General features: G+C 45.9%; 18 protein-coding genes. 3 read left to right on the forward strand and 15 right to left on the reverse strand.

The window, feature by feature from the left end:
- Positions 1-97: 97 nt before the first annotated feature.
- Positions 98-310, forward strand: a complete 213-nt coding sequence (cspE, locus tag BZG80_RS11470; protein WP_077679382.1) for a transcription antiterminator/RNA stability regulator CspE — start codon at positions 98-100, stop codon at positions 308-310.
- Positions 311-456: 146 nt separating this feature from the next.
- On the opposite strand, the gene BZG80_RS11475 is transcribed toward cspE, so the two are convergent.
- From BZG80_RS11475 to BZG80_RS11500, 6 genes are read right to left on the reverse strand one after another with little or no spacing between them, the layout of a single operon-like run.
- On the reverse strand, positions 457-1629 hold the full coding sequence (locus BZG80_RS11475) for a tetratricopeptide repeat protein (protein WP_077679383.1): 1173 nt from the start codon (positions 1627-1629) through the stop codon (positions 457-459).
- Complete coding sequence (locus tag BZG80_RS11480) at positions 1629-2261, reverse strand: energy transducer TonB (protein ID WP_077669863.1); 633 nt, start codon at positions 2259-2261, stop codon at positions 1629-1631. Before BZG80_RS11480 ends, BZG80_RS11475 begins: the two co-directional genes overlap by 1 nt.
- Entirely contained in the window at positions 2258-2665 is a 408-nt protein-coding gene (locus BZG80_RS11485; RefSeq protein ID WP_021023790.1) for an ExbD/TolR family protein, read from the reverse strand. Before BZG80_RS11485 ends, BZG80_RS11480 begins: the two co-directional genes overlap by 4 nt.
- On the reverse strand, positions 2665-3213 hold the full coding sequence (locus BZG80_RS11490) for a MotA/TolQ/ExbB proton channel family protein (RefSeq protein WP_077460841.1): 549 nt from the start codon (positions 3211-3213) through the stop codon (positions 2665-2667). The genes BZG80_RS11485 and BZG80_RS11490 overlap by 1 nt, the downstream gene beginning before the upstream one ends.
- Complete coding sequence (locus BZG80_RS11495) at positions 3210-4559, reverse strand: MotA/TolQ/ExbB proton channel family protein (protein ID WP_077460840.1); 1350 nt, start codon at positions 4557-4559, stop codon at positions 3210-3212. The genes BZG80_RS11490 and BZG80_RS11495 overlap by 4 nt, the downstream gene beginning before the upstream one ends.
- Entirely contained in the window at positions 4556-5332 is a 777-nt protein-coding gene (locus tag BZG80_RS11500) for a DUF3450 domain-containing protein (RefSeq protein WP_102504963.1), read from the reverse strand. The genes BZG80_RS11495 and BZG80_RS11500 overlap by 4 nt, the downstream gene beginning before the upstream one ends.
- Before the next feature lie 224 nt (positions 5333-5556).
- Here BZG80_RS11500 and BZG80_RS11505 point away from each other — a divergent pair, with 224 nt between their 5' ends.
- Positions 5557-5823: a type II toxin-antitoxin system TacA family antitoxin gene (locus BZG80_RS11505; protein ID WP_021023794.1), complete on the forward strand. Its 267-nt coding sequence runs from the start codon at positions 5557-5559 to the stop codon at positions 5821-5823.
- A complete protein-coding gene (locus BZG80_RS11510) occupies positions 5814-6320 on the forward strand; it encodes a GNAT family N-acetyltransferase (protein WP_021023795.1) in 507 nt (168 codons plus the stop codon). The genes BZG80_RS11505 and BZG80_RS11510 overlap by 10 nt, the downstream gene beginning before the upstream one ends.
- 135 nt (positions 6321-6455) lie before the next feature.
- Here BZG80_RS11510 and BZG80_RS15980 read toward each other — a convergent pair whose 3' ends face one another.
- The 9 genes from BZG80_RS15980 to BZG80_RS11555 all read right to left on the reverse strand — a co-directional run bounded on the left by BZG80_RS15980 (position 6456) and on the right by BZG80_RS11555 (position 16763).
- The gene (locus BZG80_RS15980) at positions 6456-6686 is read right to left on the reverse strand and encodes a hypothetical protein (RefSeq protein WP_198532945.1); all 231 of its coding nucleotides are present in this window, start codon (positions 6684-6686) and stop codon (positions 6456-6458) included.
- Between the two features lie 130 nt (positions 6687-6816).
- Positions 6817-7149, reverse strand: a complete 333-nt coding sequence (locus tag BZG80_RS11520; RefSeq protein WP_198532946.1) for an ArsR family transcriptional regulator — start codon at positions 7147-7149, stop codon at positions 6817-6819.
- A 109-nt stretch (positions 7150-7258) separates the two neighbouring features.
- A complete protein-coding gene (locus BZG80_RS11525; protein ID WP_131827557.1) occupies positions 7259-7459 on the reverse strand; it encodes a winged helix-turn-helix transcriptional regulator in 201 nt (66 codons plus the stop codon).
- A gap of 95 nt (positions 7460-7554) precedes the next feature.
- The gene (locus tag BZG80_RS11530) at positions 7555-7782 is read right to left on the reverse strand and encodes a hypothetical protein (RefSeq protein WP_198532947.1); all 228 of its coding nucleotides are present in this window, start codon (positions 7780-7782) and stop codon (positions 7555-7557) included.
- Position 7783: 1 nt separating this feature from the next.
- A complete protein-coding gene (locus tag BZG80_RS11535) occupies positions 7784-8491 on the reverse strand; it encodes a hypothetical protein (RefSeq protein WP_077679386.1) in 708 nt (235 codons plus the stop codon).
- An 11-nt stretch (positions 8492-8502) separates the two neighbouring features.
- Positions 8503-9210, reverse strand: a complete 708-nt coding sequence (locus BZG80_RS11540) for a hypothetical protein (protein WP_077679387.1) — start codon at positions 9208-9210, stop codon at positions 8503-8505.
- The gene (gene pglZ / locus BZG80_RS11545; RefSeq protein ID WP_077679388.1) at positions 9188-11167 is read right to left on the reverse strand and encodes a BREX-3 system phosphatase PglZ; all 1980 of its coding nucleotides are present in this window, start codon (positions 11165-11167) and stop codon (positions 9188-9190) included. Before pglZ ends, BZG80_RS11540 begins: the two co-directional genes overlap by 23 nt.
- 2 nt (positions 11168-11169) lie before the next feature.
- Positions 11170-13965: a DEAD/DEAH box helicase gene (locus tag BZG80_RS11550; protein WP_077679389.1), complete on the reverse strand. Its 2796-nt coding sequence runs from the start codon at positions 13963-13965 to the stop codon at positions 11170-11172.
- The gene (locus tag BZG80_RS11555) at positions 13965-16763 is read right to left on the reverse strand and encodes a DNA methyltransferase (protein ID WP_077679390.1); all 2799 of its coding nucleotides are present in this window, start codon (positions 16761-16763) and stop codon (positions 13965-13967) included. The genes BZG80_RS11550 and BZG80_RS11555 overlap by 1 nt, the downstream gene beginning before the upstream one ends.
- Between the last annotated feature and the right edge of the window lie 33 nt (positions 16764-16796).

Raw genomic sequence — 16796 nt, forward strand, 5'->3', positions numbered from 1 at the left:
ATTATAGAGTTTCTAACGTTACCTACTTTCGCTTCTAGACATGTCATCGACTCCGTTCAAAGCTATCCTATTTTTAGTAATTTAAGAGAGAATGATTATGTCTAATCAAGCAACTGGTATCGTAAAGTGGTTTAACGAAGAGAAAGGTTTCGGTTTCATTACTCGTGACAACGGTGAAAAGGACGTGTTTGTACACTTCCGTGCTATCGTTGGTGACGGTTTCAAAACCCTAACTGAAGGCCAACGTGTGAACTTCACCGTTGAGCAAGGCCAAAAAGGCCCACAGGCGTCTGACGTTTCTATAGCATAAGAAACCGAGTCTGATTGATAAAGGGCGCCTAGGCGTCCTTTTTTTGTGTCTATGATTCGGGAATAGCCCGTATATCGACACAAAACCAAAAAGCCCCAGCCATTTGGCATACTGCCTGGCTGGGGCTTTTTGTTAGTTAGTTTTTGTTAGCTCTTCTGCATTTGTTGACGCTTTTTCAAAAAGGTCAGCCAGCTTTCTACTGCATCATCCGGCGCAATCTGTTTGGCAAGACGCGCTTGTTTCAGTGCCTGCTCATACTGCTTCAGCTTGTAGTGAGCTTGGACTTTTGCCAACGCAATATCTTTGTCCGAAGCGCCTTTATCAGCATGCTCAAGCGAAGTAAGCGCTTGCTGATACTCACCTTGCTGGATCTGCATTAACGCGAGTTGCCAGTGGTATTGGCTGTCTTTTTTCACCGCCTGTTTCCATGCCCCGATCGCTTGTGGCCATTCCCGAGCCTGCTGCCAAAGGCTTGCCTGTTGCGCCAGCGTTTGCGCATCTTGCTCTGAGGCGGGTAAACGTTTTAGCCATTGCGCCGCACGCTCTGGTACGCCCTCATTGGCATAGAGCTGGGCAACCGTACGCTGTTCGCTTGGCTCAAGGGTAATACCTTGGCGCTGCGCCAGTAAGTAAGTGCTAATTGCCTCTTTTGGCTGTTGCAATCGCACATAGTTTCCGGCCAGTTGCCGCCACCACTGCTTATTGTCAGGCTCGCGCTTAATCAACGCTTTCAGCGTCGGTGTGGCACCACGCCATTGCTCAAGCTGAAGCTGAGCCCCTAATTTAAGTGATAAGGCCGATACACTGGCAGTGCTTGTGACCACACCTTGATAATCGGGATACGCCTTTAATACCTGGCTCCACTGTTCGCGCTGATAATGTGCCTGCATAATGCGCAGCCACACATCTTCACTTTGATCCGCCTTTTCTTTGGGGGTCGCGCGAGCCAACGGGTAGTAATATTGCAGCGCCGACGCATACTGGCCATCGATCAGCAATAAATCGGCTAACATGCGCTTGGTTTGCCACGCTTGTGCATCTTGCAGCTGCTCACTGTCCACCGCACGCTGAATATGCACAATGGCTTGGTCATTATTGCCATATTGCCAATAAAACACCCCTAATGAGCGATCCACAAACGCTTTGTCATACGCCCGACTGACACTCAAATTATCGAGCAGCGCAATGGCTTCACCCAGTTTTGCATCTTGCTCAAGGGTTTGTGCTTTTTCAATCGCGCGTGCCACCGATGGCGAAAGCTGCGCGGCAGCAGGCACCGACATCAATAGCAACGCGCCAATAAATAGTCTTTTCCACATCAGCGTAAATTAAACTCCAATTTGACCTGTTGCCCGGGTTGCGCCACCGCATTACCGTCGACCACTTTCGGCTCGTATTTCCACTTCCGTAAGGCACGTAATGCCTCACGTTCAAACACACGCGGTGGATTAGCATCGACCACTGTTAAATCTTGCGGGCGACCCGATGGAGCAATGGTAAAACGCACCACCACATAGCCTTCTAAGTTTCGGCGCATCGCACGCGGCGGGTAATTGGGCTCCACCCGGAACAATGGCATCGCTTGTTGGTTATTGGGGCCGGTATTCAGATTTAGCTCACCCAATGAAGGCGCTTGTACCATCACCCCTTGGATCCCACTTTGCAGATCCAAATTAGGCATATCAGGCTGTGGTGATGAGGTAGACTGCGATTGCGTCTGCGTCACCGGCGTGGGTGTGTCAGGCACTTCGGGCGGTTTAGGCCGCTCTGGCACAGTCCGCTGGCGACGCTGCACCTCGGTATCCGGCTCTTGCATAAAAATATCGATGCGCGTTGACGACGATGTTTCCTGCGGACGTTGACTGCTATGACCTACCATCAATGCCATCAACATAAAAAGCCCTAAGGTAAACACCAACGCCACCGGCATTGAAATCAACCATCGCTTCATTGCGGTGACTCCGTTGCCAACGCAATACTGCCAATACCCGCCCCTTTTGCCGCATCCATCACCTTGACGACCGTGCCATTATACGCCAGTTCATCAGCCTGAATCACCAAAGACGCATCCGGTTTATCCAGCAATAAGTGCTCTAGCGTGGCTTCAACACGCTCAACATCCACGAGACGTTTATCGATATAGATCTCGTTAGAGGCCGTCACCGCAATAAATATACCGGCCTCTTTCTGGCTGGTGGCGTGACTCGCTTCTGGACGGTTCACTTCAACGCCTGACTCGCGCACAAATGAGCTGGTGACAATAAAAAAGATCAACATGATGAACACAATGTCCAACATGGAGGTTAAATCAACTTGCGCTTCTTCGCGCTGTTTTTGGGCTCGAATCAATCGCATTACTGACTCCGAAGCGCCTGCTCGAGCGCAATTTCGCGGCGCTGACAGGCTTTAACTAAACGAGCATGGGCAAACATCCCAGCTAAGGCCGCAACCATTCCCGCCATGGTGGGTAAGGTTGCCATGGAGATCCCTGATGCCATCAAACGTGGGTCGCTAGTGCCTTGACTTGCCATCACATCAAACACAGAGATCATACCGGTCACCGTGCCAAGCAATCCGAGCATCGGGCAAATCGCCACCAAGGCTTTAATAAATCCTAAATAGCGCCCCAACTCTTGCTGGGCTTGAAACAAGACCCCTTGACGAATGGCTCGGGCATACCAAGAGCGCTGATCGGCGCGCGCCTGCCAAGCACGCACCCATGCATCACGCTGTGCGGGAAAGCGAGAGAACAAATACAACAGCCGTTCAATCACCAGCAACCAACACACAAACACGACCGCCCCGAGCCACCACAACACCGGGCCACCTTCCGCCATAAAGTGGCGCAAGGTGCTCCCCAAGTCTTGCTGATTCAGCTGTGAGAATAACTCGACGTCTATCATGCCGTTGGTCCGATTGCCGCCTGATTGTCTGTGGTTTCCGCTTGCTCGGCGACTAAACTAATGCTTTGTTTTTCGAGCATGCCGCGAATATGGTCCGCCTGCCCGCTGAGAATATTATGCGCCAACAGCAAGGGAATCGCCGCAATCAGACCCAATACCGTGGTCACCAGGGCCATTGAGATCCCATCGGCCATGACTTTCGGATCACCATTACCAAACTGGGTGATCACCTGGAAGGTTTCGATCATCCCTGTCACCGTCCCCAACAGGCCTAGCATAGGGGCAAGCGCCGCCAAGAGTTTGAGCATCGACAGGCCTTTTTCACAGCCGTGCTGCTCATCGACCACCGCTTCAAGTAAGCGTAACTCGAGCGATTCGACATCACGCTGGGGCGCATCGTGATAGACCTTAAGCACACGGCCAAGCGGGTTATCTTCGGGGGTGTCTGGGTGCTTCAATTGGCGATGCATTTTGGCATGAATCGACAGCAACACTGCTCCGCGGTATAGCGCAATGAGCAAGCCGACGGCCAACAAGGTGGCAATCACTTTGGCAACAAAGCCGCCTTGTGCGAAGCGATCGCCCAGGCTCGGCGCGTTTTCTAGCTGGCCGAGCAACGTGCCACGGGCCGGATCAATCAGTACCGTCTCACCCACTGAAGACACCGCTTGCTCAAGGGTTGACGTGGTTAACGTATTGTCCGGTTGGGCACGATACGGCACGGCGACTTGGCGATCGGTTTGCCAATTTAAGTAACCTTGATCATTCACTAAGCCGACGTTGCCCACACGCACCACCGCTTGCTCCGATGCCACACCTTGCGCATTCACCACCGGTAACGACACGGTTTGCAGCTCACCGCTGGTTTGCATTTGGGTCAGCATCCCTTGCCATAGGGCATTGAGCTGCTTGAGTGATGGCAATGTATCGGCTGCGACAATATCCGAGACGGTTTGATTAAATGCCGGCTGAGTGATCGCCACATAGCTGGACACGCCATCGGTTTGAATGGTTTTACTCGCTTGGCGCACCACGCCAAATAGCTCACCTAAACTGCCCGACTCTAAGCGAAGTTTGTCTTCCAACGACGCCAATTGCTGCTCGTTGTCACTAAAAGTATCACTGAGTTTTTCGGTTTCCGTCTCCAGCGCATTCCGGGTTGCCTTGAGCTGATCACGCTTTTGGCGCAGCTCACGTTCCGTCATCGCAAATTGTGCTTCACGCGCTTGGTTGTGCTCACGTGCCTGCTGCTGAGCTTGCTCGGTTTGTCCGACTAAATCATCAGCGTGAGTCAAAGGGGCAACCGCGACCAAACAGGCGGCGGCAATCAGGGTTTTCCAGCTCATGATTTCACCCCTTGGTTGGCACTTAATGGCAAAGATAACAACGACGGGGCCACTTGTTTTTGTGCCACCGCAAAGGCCTTATCCACCGCTTCACCGGCGCTAGCATCTAGCTCGACCCAGGTTTCATCGCGGGTGCTCCACACCCAATGCTGCTGACCATCGAGGCGACGCGCCACCAGCGACACACGGCCCAGGTGCAAGACATCCACTTGATGATCGCGGCCGTTAAGCGCAATGGTATCTTGGTAGGCATCGAGTTTGCTGCCGTAATCACGCTCTATCTGATATGCCTCAAGAATACGACGGAATTTTTCTGAGTCCGCCACATCGGCGCGGCCCATCATCGCCTTCAGTTTTTCAACACGTGCTTGGCGTTGATCGGCTTTGAGCGGAATGTCGTTAGCAAGCCACTGCTCAAGCCCGCCGAGCATGCGATACATCAACGGCACAATGCCTTGACGCGTCTCTTTGATCTCGGTGATTTGATCGCGCAGGCTTTGTGCTTCTGCCTGTTGGTTGCTGACTAAGTTTTGTAAGTGATCGCGGTAGATTTCGAGGTTACTGATTTGCGCCTGGATTTGTTCAATTTCTTGGCGCATGGCTAAACTGCTGTCCGCGCGGCGGTTAATACGAGATTGCGACTGAGCCGCTTCTTGGGTGGTGTTACCCTCGATGGCTTGCGCCTGTTCGAGCTGATCCGCACTGGCAACGGGCGTCAGGGCCAAACAAGCGGCCACTCCCCAAGCAAGGCGAAAAGAAGACGATTTTATCATGGTGATATCTGCAAACATGCTTAATGACAGGGCTTTCGCCCCAAACAAAAGTGAGAATAGTTTCTATTTGCGTGTAATGTACCGAGTTTGGCGGAAAAGATCTAGCCTAGCAGTAAAGGAGCTCGGAGAATATTGCGGCTTATCCGTAAATGACAACGTATATCTATTGACTATATACAAAAACCATTTAGAGTGTATATTAAATAGATACACAGGATGGTGTTATGGCTACAAAAACAGCGCCAATCAACATGCGGGTACAGCCATCGGTAAGAGACATTATCGATGCTGCGGCAAGTTTGAAAAAAGTCGATAGAACCGTATTCATTCAGCAAGCAGCGCTTAATGAAGCGCATAGCATACTGGCCGAACAACGGGATTTTGTCCTTGAAGCAAAGGCGTTTGAAGCTTTCGACAACGAACTTCGTGCAGAGCCGCGAGCGCTTGAAGGCGTGAAGGATCTGTTCAATAGGAAAGCGCCTTGGGAATAAGTGCCCCCACACTACTGACTGATGAGCACCAGATTAATGCCTTTCAATGTGGCATTGAAGCACTCGATACATGGTTAAGAAAACAGGCGTTAAAAAGCCAAAAGCGCGGAACCGCGAGAGTGTATGTTGCCAATGACACAGCAGCCCACCAAGTGATTGGGTACTATGCCATTGCCATGGGTTCAGTATCGAGAGAGCACGCATTTAGCTCACTACGGAGAAATAGCCCTGACCCGATTCCTATGGTGATTTTAGCAAGGCTTGGGGTGGATAACGCCTATCAAGGTCAAGGCATTGCAGCCGGTCTTTTAAAAGATTGTATCATTCGCTCAATACAAGCAATGAACGCTGTTGGTGGCGCGGGCATTTTAGTTCATGCCATTGATACCAGTGCGCAAACGTTCTACAAAAAATTTGGCTTCAAAGAGTCAACGTTTGACCCTTTAGTACTCATGGCACGCATCTGTGATATCGAAAAATCATTGTCCATAGACTGAGGTGATGACTCGCTGCCATGATTCAAACTCCTTATGCATTGTCACGCCTGAGAGTAGGAACGAGTGATCAATACGCTGTTTTTTCCGAGGTGTTTTCTCTCGTTCCCACGCTCCTGCGTGGGAATGCCTACCTTGCTACCACTCACGACAAACCGCCAGTAACCCCGACGCTTCCATGTAATCTCTGGCACTCGAATAACGCCAGTGAGCTGCTTCATCGACATAGCCCCGCTTCACCGGATTTTGATGAATGTAGTCGATTTTCTGCCACATCATGGCGTCGCTTTGTATCAGTTCAGGATGCACACCCTCCTGCCAAAACTGATAAGCGCGGTCACCTTTGTGGGCTTTTTTATAAAACGCCAATTGATCCAGAATTTACTTAACGTTGCGCTCAGCAAGGTATTGAATCAGATTTCTCGCCGTCCATGATTTAAGTCGAGCAAGATATTGGCGGTGTCCGGGCGCGTGAATACCGGGATCCAGTGCAGCACAGTCAAGGTGACGAAGTGCGGTAAGTGAGGCTCGGTGATTTTATAGCGGCTTCTCCCCATGATTCACACTCCATATGCATTACCACGCCGGAGCGTGGGAACGAGGTATCCTTTAGTTTGTTATCTAACACCTGCCAATACCCCCCCTTCTTGGGGCCATGGAAAGCGAGTCTCTTTTGTTGTTTCAACTTAGCCACGGAGCGTTCAATGGTACTTGGCGATTTGCCTAAGTAGGCAGCAATATCGGCTAAGGTTAAGGTTGGCTGATTGGCTAACAAGCTCAAAACTTGATCTGGAGTTTTTACCCGCGTTTCTACCTGCTTTTCTACCCGCACTTTTAACTCGTTCCCACGCTCCTGCGTGGGAATGCATACCAAAGTTATCCTCTAACAATCAGATTTTCCCCCAACGCCTTTAAATTTATCAACAAACGCAGCAATTGTGTCACAATTGAACCTCCCAATGGCCGGCTTTATCAGAGCCGACCCGTTTAATCCTTTGCGCTTGCTGTAACTTGGCCAACGCGCGACCAATGGTGCGAATGTCTTTGCCGATCCGCTCGGCCAGCTGCGGCCGCGTGAGCGTTTTATCGGCCGCTAGCAGGGCGATGATGGCCTCCGGCGCCTTCAATCCTTTAATATCCACCGCATTAATATCATTTACAGGGGCGTTTACAGAGGCATTTACAGGGGCGTTTTGTGTTCTCGTTCCCACGCTCCTGCGTGGGAATGCATACCTTGCTAACATTCGCGACAAACCGCCAGCAGCCCCGACGCGCCCTCGTAATCTCTGGCACTCGAATAACGCCAGTGAGCCGCTTCATCGACATAGCCCCGCTTCACCGGGTTTTGATGAATGTAGTCGATTTTCTGCCACATCATGGCGTCGCTTTGTATCAATTTAGGAAACTCTTTATCAAAAAGCATAGCCTCAGCGCGTAGCCCAATATGACGACGGAGGCTATTCATACTATAGAAAAACAACCGTGTCCGACGATTGAAGGTGTGCTTCCAGTTCTTTGTTAGTTTGCACATCTGATAAATCAAAAAATAGCTTAAATGGAAACCAAACCGAATCGTCATTTATACTTGATAGACTCCGACTAGAGCTTTGGTTTGAACGCATTATTGCTTCCACGAGCCAACCTTTTACCTCTGGCTGTTCAATAGATACTGCTGTATTTAGCTCATAAACACCCTGCTTTGGATTTTTAAGCACTTCAAGGTTCATAAGAGTTCTTACAACAAATTGCATACTACGTTTTATTGTAGATGTATCACCGTATTGCTCCGTTACACGATCTTCAAGCTGAGAGTATATAAAAGTATCGTTAAGCTTAGTTAACTTACCAATCTGGCCTACAACAAAGGCAAAAAACGGGTACTTCGATAGCATCATACCCCAATGAAACACCAAGTGTTGCTCACTATGCTCCATTAACAAGTTAGCCCCTCTTGATTGAAATCTTTCTGAGATATGCCTAGGTAGCTTGTTCCAAATTCCAAACAACAAATTCCGAGTTTTATCTTTTGCAACTTTACTGGTAAATGCAGGCTCAAGCATGGTATCAATCCGGTCTTTCAACCCCTGTCCTTCTATACCATTAGCGACCCAAGATGCCGTCTGCGCTAGCCAATCAGGCTCTAAGTGGCGATTAAAACCAATTGAAAATTTCAATACAACTCTCTCTACTTTTTAAATAAAACAAGGTCATTTCCTTGTTGGTGAAGATCAAACCAGGTTGTCTCAAGCTCATTGACTGATACTGAGAATACAAACGGAAACCAAACTAGATCATCAAGCATATCTGCTAGAGAACGACTTCGATACCTTTGGTTATACATCAGAGATTGCAGAAGCCAGCTCTTATACTTACTTTCTACTTTATGTTCTAGCTTATGTGCTTTATACGTCCTGTTCGTTTGACGTTCAAGAACCCTAAAATCGACCAGTGTTTTTAGCACAGAACGAAGACCACGTTTGACCGTCTCGGTATCCCCGTACAGTTCAACAATGTTCTTTTGAACTTGAGCATAGGTAAACACCTCAGCGTGTTTCTCACGTCGCCCAATGAATCTTACTACATCAGCAAAAAAGTTGTTTTTGGCAACTAACATTCCCCAGTGCAATACAAAGTCTGGACGTTCACTACCAAGCACGGCTTCAATGGCAAACTGAGTAAAGCTTTCAGTAACATCATCAGATTTAGGGGACCATAACTTGGTCAACTGATTTCGAGTTTTCCCTCTATTTACTTTGCACGTGACCGAAGGCTGAAGCATCAAATCAATCTGTTCGTCGAGTTCTTTTTTTTGTTTTCCCTCTGCGACCCAGACCGCAACGGAATCTAACCATTGAATCTCGATATGACGACTAAAGTTGACTCTCTTTGACATGCTGCTCTCTCGTGACAATAGCTAATGGGACAACCACCTCATGTAAGCTAATCCCACCATGCCCGACAATCTGTTTGCCTTTCTGGATGAACGCATGACGACCTCTACTTACAAGCGGATACAAATCTGATGGTAGTCCAAATTTCTTAGCTGGCCATTCTAGCACGTCTGCCGTATCATTCGAACATTCGACTGTATATTTATACAGCCTAACCCTTTCGCCTTTTGTCTCTGCTTTAACACCTTCATTTGGCCAACTTTGACCTATTGCTTCTTGGTTACCGTGATCAGCCGTAATCACCACTTCAAAATCAGAATCCAGTAAAGCCTCTATCTTTGAAGAAAACTGCCACAGCTCGAGCCATTTACTCACTGCAACATTTAGTAATGGCATCCCACCCTCAATTCCGTGCATCTGCTTATCTATATAATTGATAACGAAACCAGCAACTTTTAGCTTAGGTGAATGGAAACTGTCTTTGAATGACTCTAGTTCTTTCTTCTTCTCAAGAGTAACTTCATAGGCTACTTCTGTCTTGCTTAAGCCTTTATCTTCCCAAAACGAATGCCAGAGTGCTTTTTCTTTTGCGGTTGTATGCCATGAATCTGGAAATGAGCGTGGCTGTTTTCCCGAAAATAAAGCTTGCCTCGCTATAGAGGTAATAGTTGGAACCCATGAGAAAACACCTCGCTCCTCAACTCGAGCATGAGGGATATCAATGATATGTTCTTTAACGTAATTCCACTGTTGAAATCCCATACCATCCATCACGAGTAAACAGACTTTTTGCCCTTTACCGACTTTAAGGCTCAACCAGTCAGGAATTTTGTGCAGCATCTTAGGGAAGCGGGTTGTCGGCGTATTTATCAGCTTACCAAAGTTCGCTTGCAACCACGTTTCAAAGTAATCATCGACTTTAGAGTTTAAATTAGAGATCTCAGCGTTCAGAGCATAGCTATCTAAACCCTTCAAAGAGTGAGATAACGAATTCAGTACACCAAGTTCTCGTGCGATCTCTTCCCACTGTTCCGAATATTTAGGTAACGGCAAATCCTGCACGATGAATTGATTCGCAAGCTTATTAAGTAACTGCCTTACTCGTAATAAATCCCTAGACTCGTCATTCGCGATAACTCCAACCCATTCCCAATCATCTTTTCCTAAGCCGTCAAAATCTACGGCTTGGAGAACCCCGTCAGCAAATAGATTATCAACAAATACTTTTATATCTTGGTCGTCAAATGGAACAACAAGATCATCAGCAGGCCCTGATGATTCCCTAATTTCATATCGCTGGGCTTTTCTCTGCAAGTGAAGCAACCACTGCTGTTGAAGAAACGCGAAGAACTCAGTTCTATCAGGCACAACCCTTGAGAAATCCCAACGACTAAACTGCTCACGAACTTGGAGAGTTTTAATTAACCTCTCTTCAAAAACCAAAGGCATCTCGATACCAAGGTAATGCTTCCGAATGAGCAATCGAACTAAATCTGTCTCAGATTGAATAATCTCCGGAGCAATTTTGTAAATATGTCGTAAGACAAAATCCAAACTAGCATTTCGGTTTAGCTTATCCGCACCATAGCTCTTTACTGCAGACTGCAGTTGCCCATAATCTTTAGGCGATAAAGATCTCAGTATTGATGCATCCAACTCTGGCATCACTTCACTAATATCAAAATCAACACGCTTAGCTGAAAATTCAATATCATAAGGAATACTAGGCTGTTCATCGACAACCCTAATTAATAGAGCACTACACTCATCACTATCAAGCCATTCTTCAAAACATAATCTTAGTGCGAGAGGATCAGTATCCGAGAAAAGTACAGCTCCCGCCTGTTCGATTAGGTCAGCTATTGCGGGTTCAAAACATAAATTATCAGGGTCGTTAACAATATAGTGAACAGACTCTGTCAAAGCCATCTGACTAGTAAGCTTCTCTTGCCAGTTCATATCTATCCTTTAATTTCAAATACTAGGTGAAGGTTTAACTCTGGGTATATCTCACGCTTTGCATCAATATCAACCTTCCATTGACTGTATTCAATGTCCAACTGACGCATTCTATAGCTCTTAACTTCTGGCAGACCTATTTGTTCAATCGCATTTCTTCTGGCTTTAAAGGAATACTCTCCTTTCTCAACGCTAAGTTCTAGTTCGTTCAAATGCTCAGCTAGCATGGAATCAAACAAAATTTTGCCTTGGACCTCAGCAGACTCTCTAAGCAATTGATATGCTTTTTCAGGCTCTGGATTTGAGCTTAAGTCGGACTCGAGAATATCTGAACATATTGCATCCCACACTCGATGAGATGCGGTATAGAAATACTGGCCTGCTGTATTTATATAGATTGGCAAATACTGCAATTGACGTTCATCCTGACCAGAAAATCGAACACTCCAGAGGGACCAATATCCGGTCACACCGGAAGGCAGGGAAGGAACTCGCACAAGAGGTATGTTTTGGATTTCGCTCCAAATTGGTAAGTGTGTGCTCAAGCCTCTCACCTTTGGGTTTTCAAGAGTAATGTGCTTTAACCCTGGTGTTTTTTGCGCTTCCTTACCAATAAAGGTAATGTCTTCCCAGTTAGCACCATCTGGCCATTTAAGACATATCGATCCATTCTCAGCACGAGTAAATGACGCATCCGCACCTTTAGAGCTCTTGAAGCTTAGAAACTGACTCACCATCTGCTCAACCCAATACGGCAAAGGGTGATCAATAACTTTCTGATAATCAACTGGATTTAGCGACTTTCCATCTGAAAACAAACCGTCTTGAGAACGTTTATCTCGAGCTCCACCCTGAATCACTTTCAACGCTTTCGCTAATTCCTTATCCATCGTTTCCGGGTTCGATATGGATTCCATAAAGAGCTCATCAAAGAGATGATTTGCCTCGGCTGAGTCAAGTACGTCACTGGTTTTATCTACTCCGAATTCGTCTAAGATGACTTGAAGCTTCGATTCCAGTACATCTCGCACTCTATGCTCCACAGAGTCTTCCAATACAAAGTTTAGAGCTCGCACGACATGGGGCTGGCCAATACGATCAACACGTCCAATGCGCTGCTCCATTCTCATTGGGTTCCAAGGCATATCGTAGTTTACAATGACGTGACAAAATTGAAGATTTAAACCTTCACCACCCGCGTCAGTAGAGATCAAAATTCGCGTATCACCAGCAAACGAAGCCTGTGCTCTTTTCCGCTCATGCATATCCATAGAGCCATTAAGCGTAACAACACTGATCCCCCTATCGGCAAAGAACTTAGTGAGCATCTGCTGCGTTGGCACAAACTCAGTAAAGACCAATATTTTTAGTTCAGGATCTTGCTCTTCTTGTTGAAGTTGATAGAGCCAGTCAATCAGTGCTTCTGCTTTAGTATCACTTTCTTTGGCGACGCATTCATTAGCAATATTCAACAAACGCTGTACATCAGCTTTCTCGTTTGCTAACGCTTGCTTACTCGTTGCAATCAACTCATCTAATTGTGCTTGGCCATCAAGGTCCGCCCAGTCATCGGCAAAAGCTAGCGGAAGCTCATCTTCAATAACAGTATTCTCGAGTGACTGTAATCGCCTAGACAATGTCATTGCAATTGCTGCACTACTCGAGCTAACAAGGCGCTGCATCAGGATCATTAAAAAGCCAATGGCATTTTGATTTTGATCTTTTGCTTGGTTATAGCCTTCTTTTACATACTCAGTAACTTCTTCGTACAAATGTCTCTGTAAAGCATGTTTACTCTTCCAGGCCACAGGAATTAGCTCTGTCTTTCTAGGCTTAAATAATGGCTTACCTGTACCGTCTATTGATATTCGCTTTTCAGTTCTTACTACATAGGGCTGAACACGCTCTTTCGTAACACTCGAAACATCAGGAAAAGCCTCTTTATCAAGTAAGGCCATAAGTCTGTGAAAAGCGTCACTCTTACCCTGGTGAGGTGTTGCCGACAGCAGCAATAAGTAGGGTGATGCTTCCGCCAGACCTTGCCCTAACTTATAACGTGCAACGAGTTCGGTACTGCCACCTAATCGATGCGCTTCATCGATGACAATGAGATCCCAACCCGCAGACAACAGATCATCGAACCTATGCTTGTTGTACTCATGAACTTGTTTAACCGACCAGCCTTTTCTACTCTCAATTGGCTTTATACTATCAACCGGACAAACGACCAAATCATGCCGAAACCAAACATTGTCGTTCTCATCTACAGGTTTATTTTCCCCAGGGATGAGCAGATGAAAGGATTCCCCAAAGTGCGTGCTCATCTCACTCACCCATTGGCTTACCAAGCCTTTAGGTGCGCACACCAAGATTCGTTTAGCCATCCCTCTTAGCTTGAGTTCTCGCATAACCAAACCCGCCTCGATGGTTTTACCAAGCCCTACTTCATCTGCAAATAGATAACGGACTTGCTTCCGCGACATCGCTTTGTCGAGAGCTTTCAATTGGTGAGGCAATGGGATGACATTTGATTCTACAGGAGCAAGCAGAATGTCTTCTTTTTGAACATTCGCAATTTTGGCTGCGATACCAATGTAAGAGAAAAAATGTGGGCTAGGCGATTCATCCATAGAAGCGTTAGTCAAATCACCTGAAGGAACTTTCACTACGCTATCTTGTTGTTGGAGCCAAACACGATAAAAGCTCTGGCCCCAAAGGACAGAGCTTTCTATCACTTTCACATATTGTTGATGGGCCTGACTCCAAGCCCAATCACCGATATTTAAAAGTGTTGCCATTACCACTCATCATCCTCGGTAGAGGTTAGTGTTAATGCGTTATCGTAGAACATCAACAGTTTCTCATCTTCCTGGAGAACCGCGGGTGGAATTTTTGCTGAGATATCCAAAATGGTTTGGAAGTCTTGAGCTTCCCAAGCAGTATTAAAACCAGCTCGCAGAGCTTCAGCACGCGGTTGCTTGATTTTTTTCTTTTCCGCTTTGTACGTTTCGAACTCTTTGAGCAACGCACGTAAACGAACCTTCTCTAAATCCGCTGCTTTGTTTGGATCTGGCACATACCAACGGTCTTTAGCTTTCGCAACAAGCTTAGGATCGCTCTTATCTAGACCACGCATATCTTTGAAGTTGGTGGATAGGTAAGTATGAATTTGAGATGGAACATCCTCTTTACCATCATATTTAAGGAAATTCTGTTCTAGCAGAGTCGAGAGCTCTAATTCCAATTCATTCTTCTTCCACCCAGAAAGCTCGTTTAAGAATAATGGGTGGATCTCTGAGTAGTTTTTAGGCTTATCCTTTAGATCTTGACGCATCCATTCAATAGCAGAAGCCTCATCATCTACAAAAATGTTCATTTGTCTTATCTGAGTTGAGCGGGCCCTTACTTTGTCATACTCTGTGACTTGTTCATGTAGGAAGAACATTCCATCACGTTCCACATAACGTACTTCTAGTTCACGTTGAAACTCCCGGCTTGAAACTGGAACGTTAAGCCCATTCTTAACATAATGAGTAACCACTTGATCAAACAGTATTCTTGGATCTCTTTCCGGCACTTTTACCAACTCATTGCCCTGTAGTTTCGATACTGGCAAAAAGCTCAAATGGTTAGAGATAAATTCCCAAACATTATCAATACCATTTATATTTTTATCAAACTTGCTAGACTGCGATTGTTTATATGCAGTTATAACTAGGTCTTGTTTCACAGCTGTAGGACTGGTATACGCTTTAAAGCTCCCTTGCTTTTTGTCTAAAGCTGAGACGTTAGCAACAACAAAGCCAGCATCAGTCAAAGCTGATTGAATAGTATTCCACACAGAGGCTTTTGTGTTTGAGAATTCTACAGTTAACCATCTACCGGGTTTTAATATCCTGTAACATTCAGAAAAAGCGGACTTCATTAATTGTCGATAATCATCCAGCTTTTTTCCTTGGACGGAGTTTTCAATAGCCTCATCTTTAACATTTGTAACAACGCCTAGCCATGGTTCCCACAACGCATTCAATTCAGAGTAGTTTATATTCGCTCCAAACGGTGGATCTATAAATAAGTAGTCAACTGAATTATCATTCAAAAAGCCTTTCTCTGTGGTGCTTTTTGTTTCGGTAATCACATTACCACTCACTGCATCTAGGCAGAACCTTAGTCCACGAATTCTAGATCTGAGTCCATGAAAAACAGACACCTCTGGATTAGTACTTGAAACATACAAAGTACCTTTTGTCCCAGCATTAATGTAGCCACCTCCACCATGAAAATAGTATGAGAAAGCTATACTTGCCATCTTTGAGAGCCCTCTTTGACTAGCTGTAAATAAAAATGGAAGTCTAGAGCTACTACGCTTTAGCTTCTCCCAAGCAGCGGAAAGAACTATCAAATTCCTTTTCGTATAAAAATGATGTGCATGGGTAAAACCATGAGAGCGTATAGGCTGTTTAGTATTGAAACCGTCTTGGAGTTCATAGATAGGCACATGGTCCTGAATTACATAATCATCTATCTTGTTAATTAATAACAAATCTGAATCGCTTGGTTTCTTGGAGAGCTTCCCTTTTATTCCATCAACCGTATAGTTAATAAGAACTGGAACCTGTTTACCTACTGTGACAGTTTTTCCCAAAACCGTGTCATATTTTGAAACTTGCGCTCTCGACAGCTTCTTCTTACTTGCTTCAAAGCCACATGATGGACATGGAAATACATCTAGAGCTCTCTTTTCCTCATTGGAAACGGCTGAATCCCAGTAAACTATTTCTTCTGAACACTCTGAGCACAAAAACACGTCTGACCAAATCGTATTTGTTATTTGTCCGTCTTGACCATCTATATGACTTGTCTTATAAAGCCAGCCATATTCGGATTCAAGCTCTTCTATGACGTTATTTGCTTCCCTTTCGAAAGTCTCCGGATCAAATTGAGCGTTATAATGACTAGCGATGTAGGTCGCTACAGGAGAAAGATCCGATAAGATTGCTTTCCTAGCACCTAATTTAGAGAATGCTACCCATTCGGAACTATCTTTCTGCTCCAGTATCTGACCTGTATCATCTACTTTGTAACCAAGACTTTCTACAATTGCTTTATCAGCGCACATTTGTGCAGCAATCCCTGTCATTCCCGTGCCGCAAAATCCGTCATACACTACGTCTCCAGGAAGAGTATAATGAAGTATGTAACGCATAATAGCTTTATGGGGAACCTTAGTGTGGTAAGAATGGGCATTGTATATAGGGTCATTCTTACCTTCGCTAACATCTGCAGCAAAAGGTTCACGATGATAAACGTCATCAACTTTTTGTTTTTTAAACTCCCACTCTTTTATAAATTCATTGAGCCATGGATTTGGACATGCCGTGTAATATGGAGGATTAGACAACTCTAAAATTGCCTTATCTGTACCAAGAGGAAAACCTTCAATCGCTCTAAATTCTGGATCTTTCAATTTATCACGCAACAGGTCAGTAAAATGAGCTCTGCGTGCTTCATCACTCTCAAACGTCATACCAAGGCATTCAACTGGTCCAGATGCTTGATTTTCGCCTTCAGTATCCAATAGGTTTTCTTGTTTCATTGTTCATTCTCTATAGAAGCCAGTAGTAGTTAC

The organism is Salinivibrio sp. MA440 (genome assembly GCF_001996265.1).
In the GTDB taxonomy this organism is placed as follows: Bacteria; Pseudomonadota; Gammaproteobacteria; order Enterobacterales; family Vibrionaceae; genus Salinivibrio; species Salinivibrio costicola.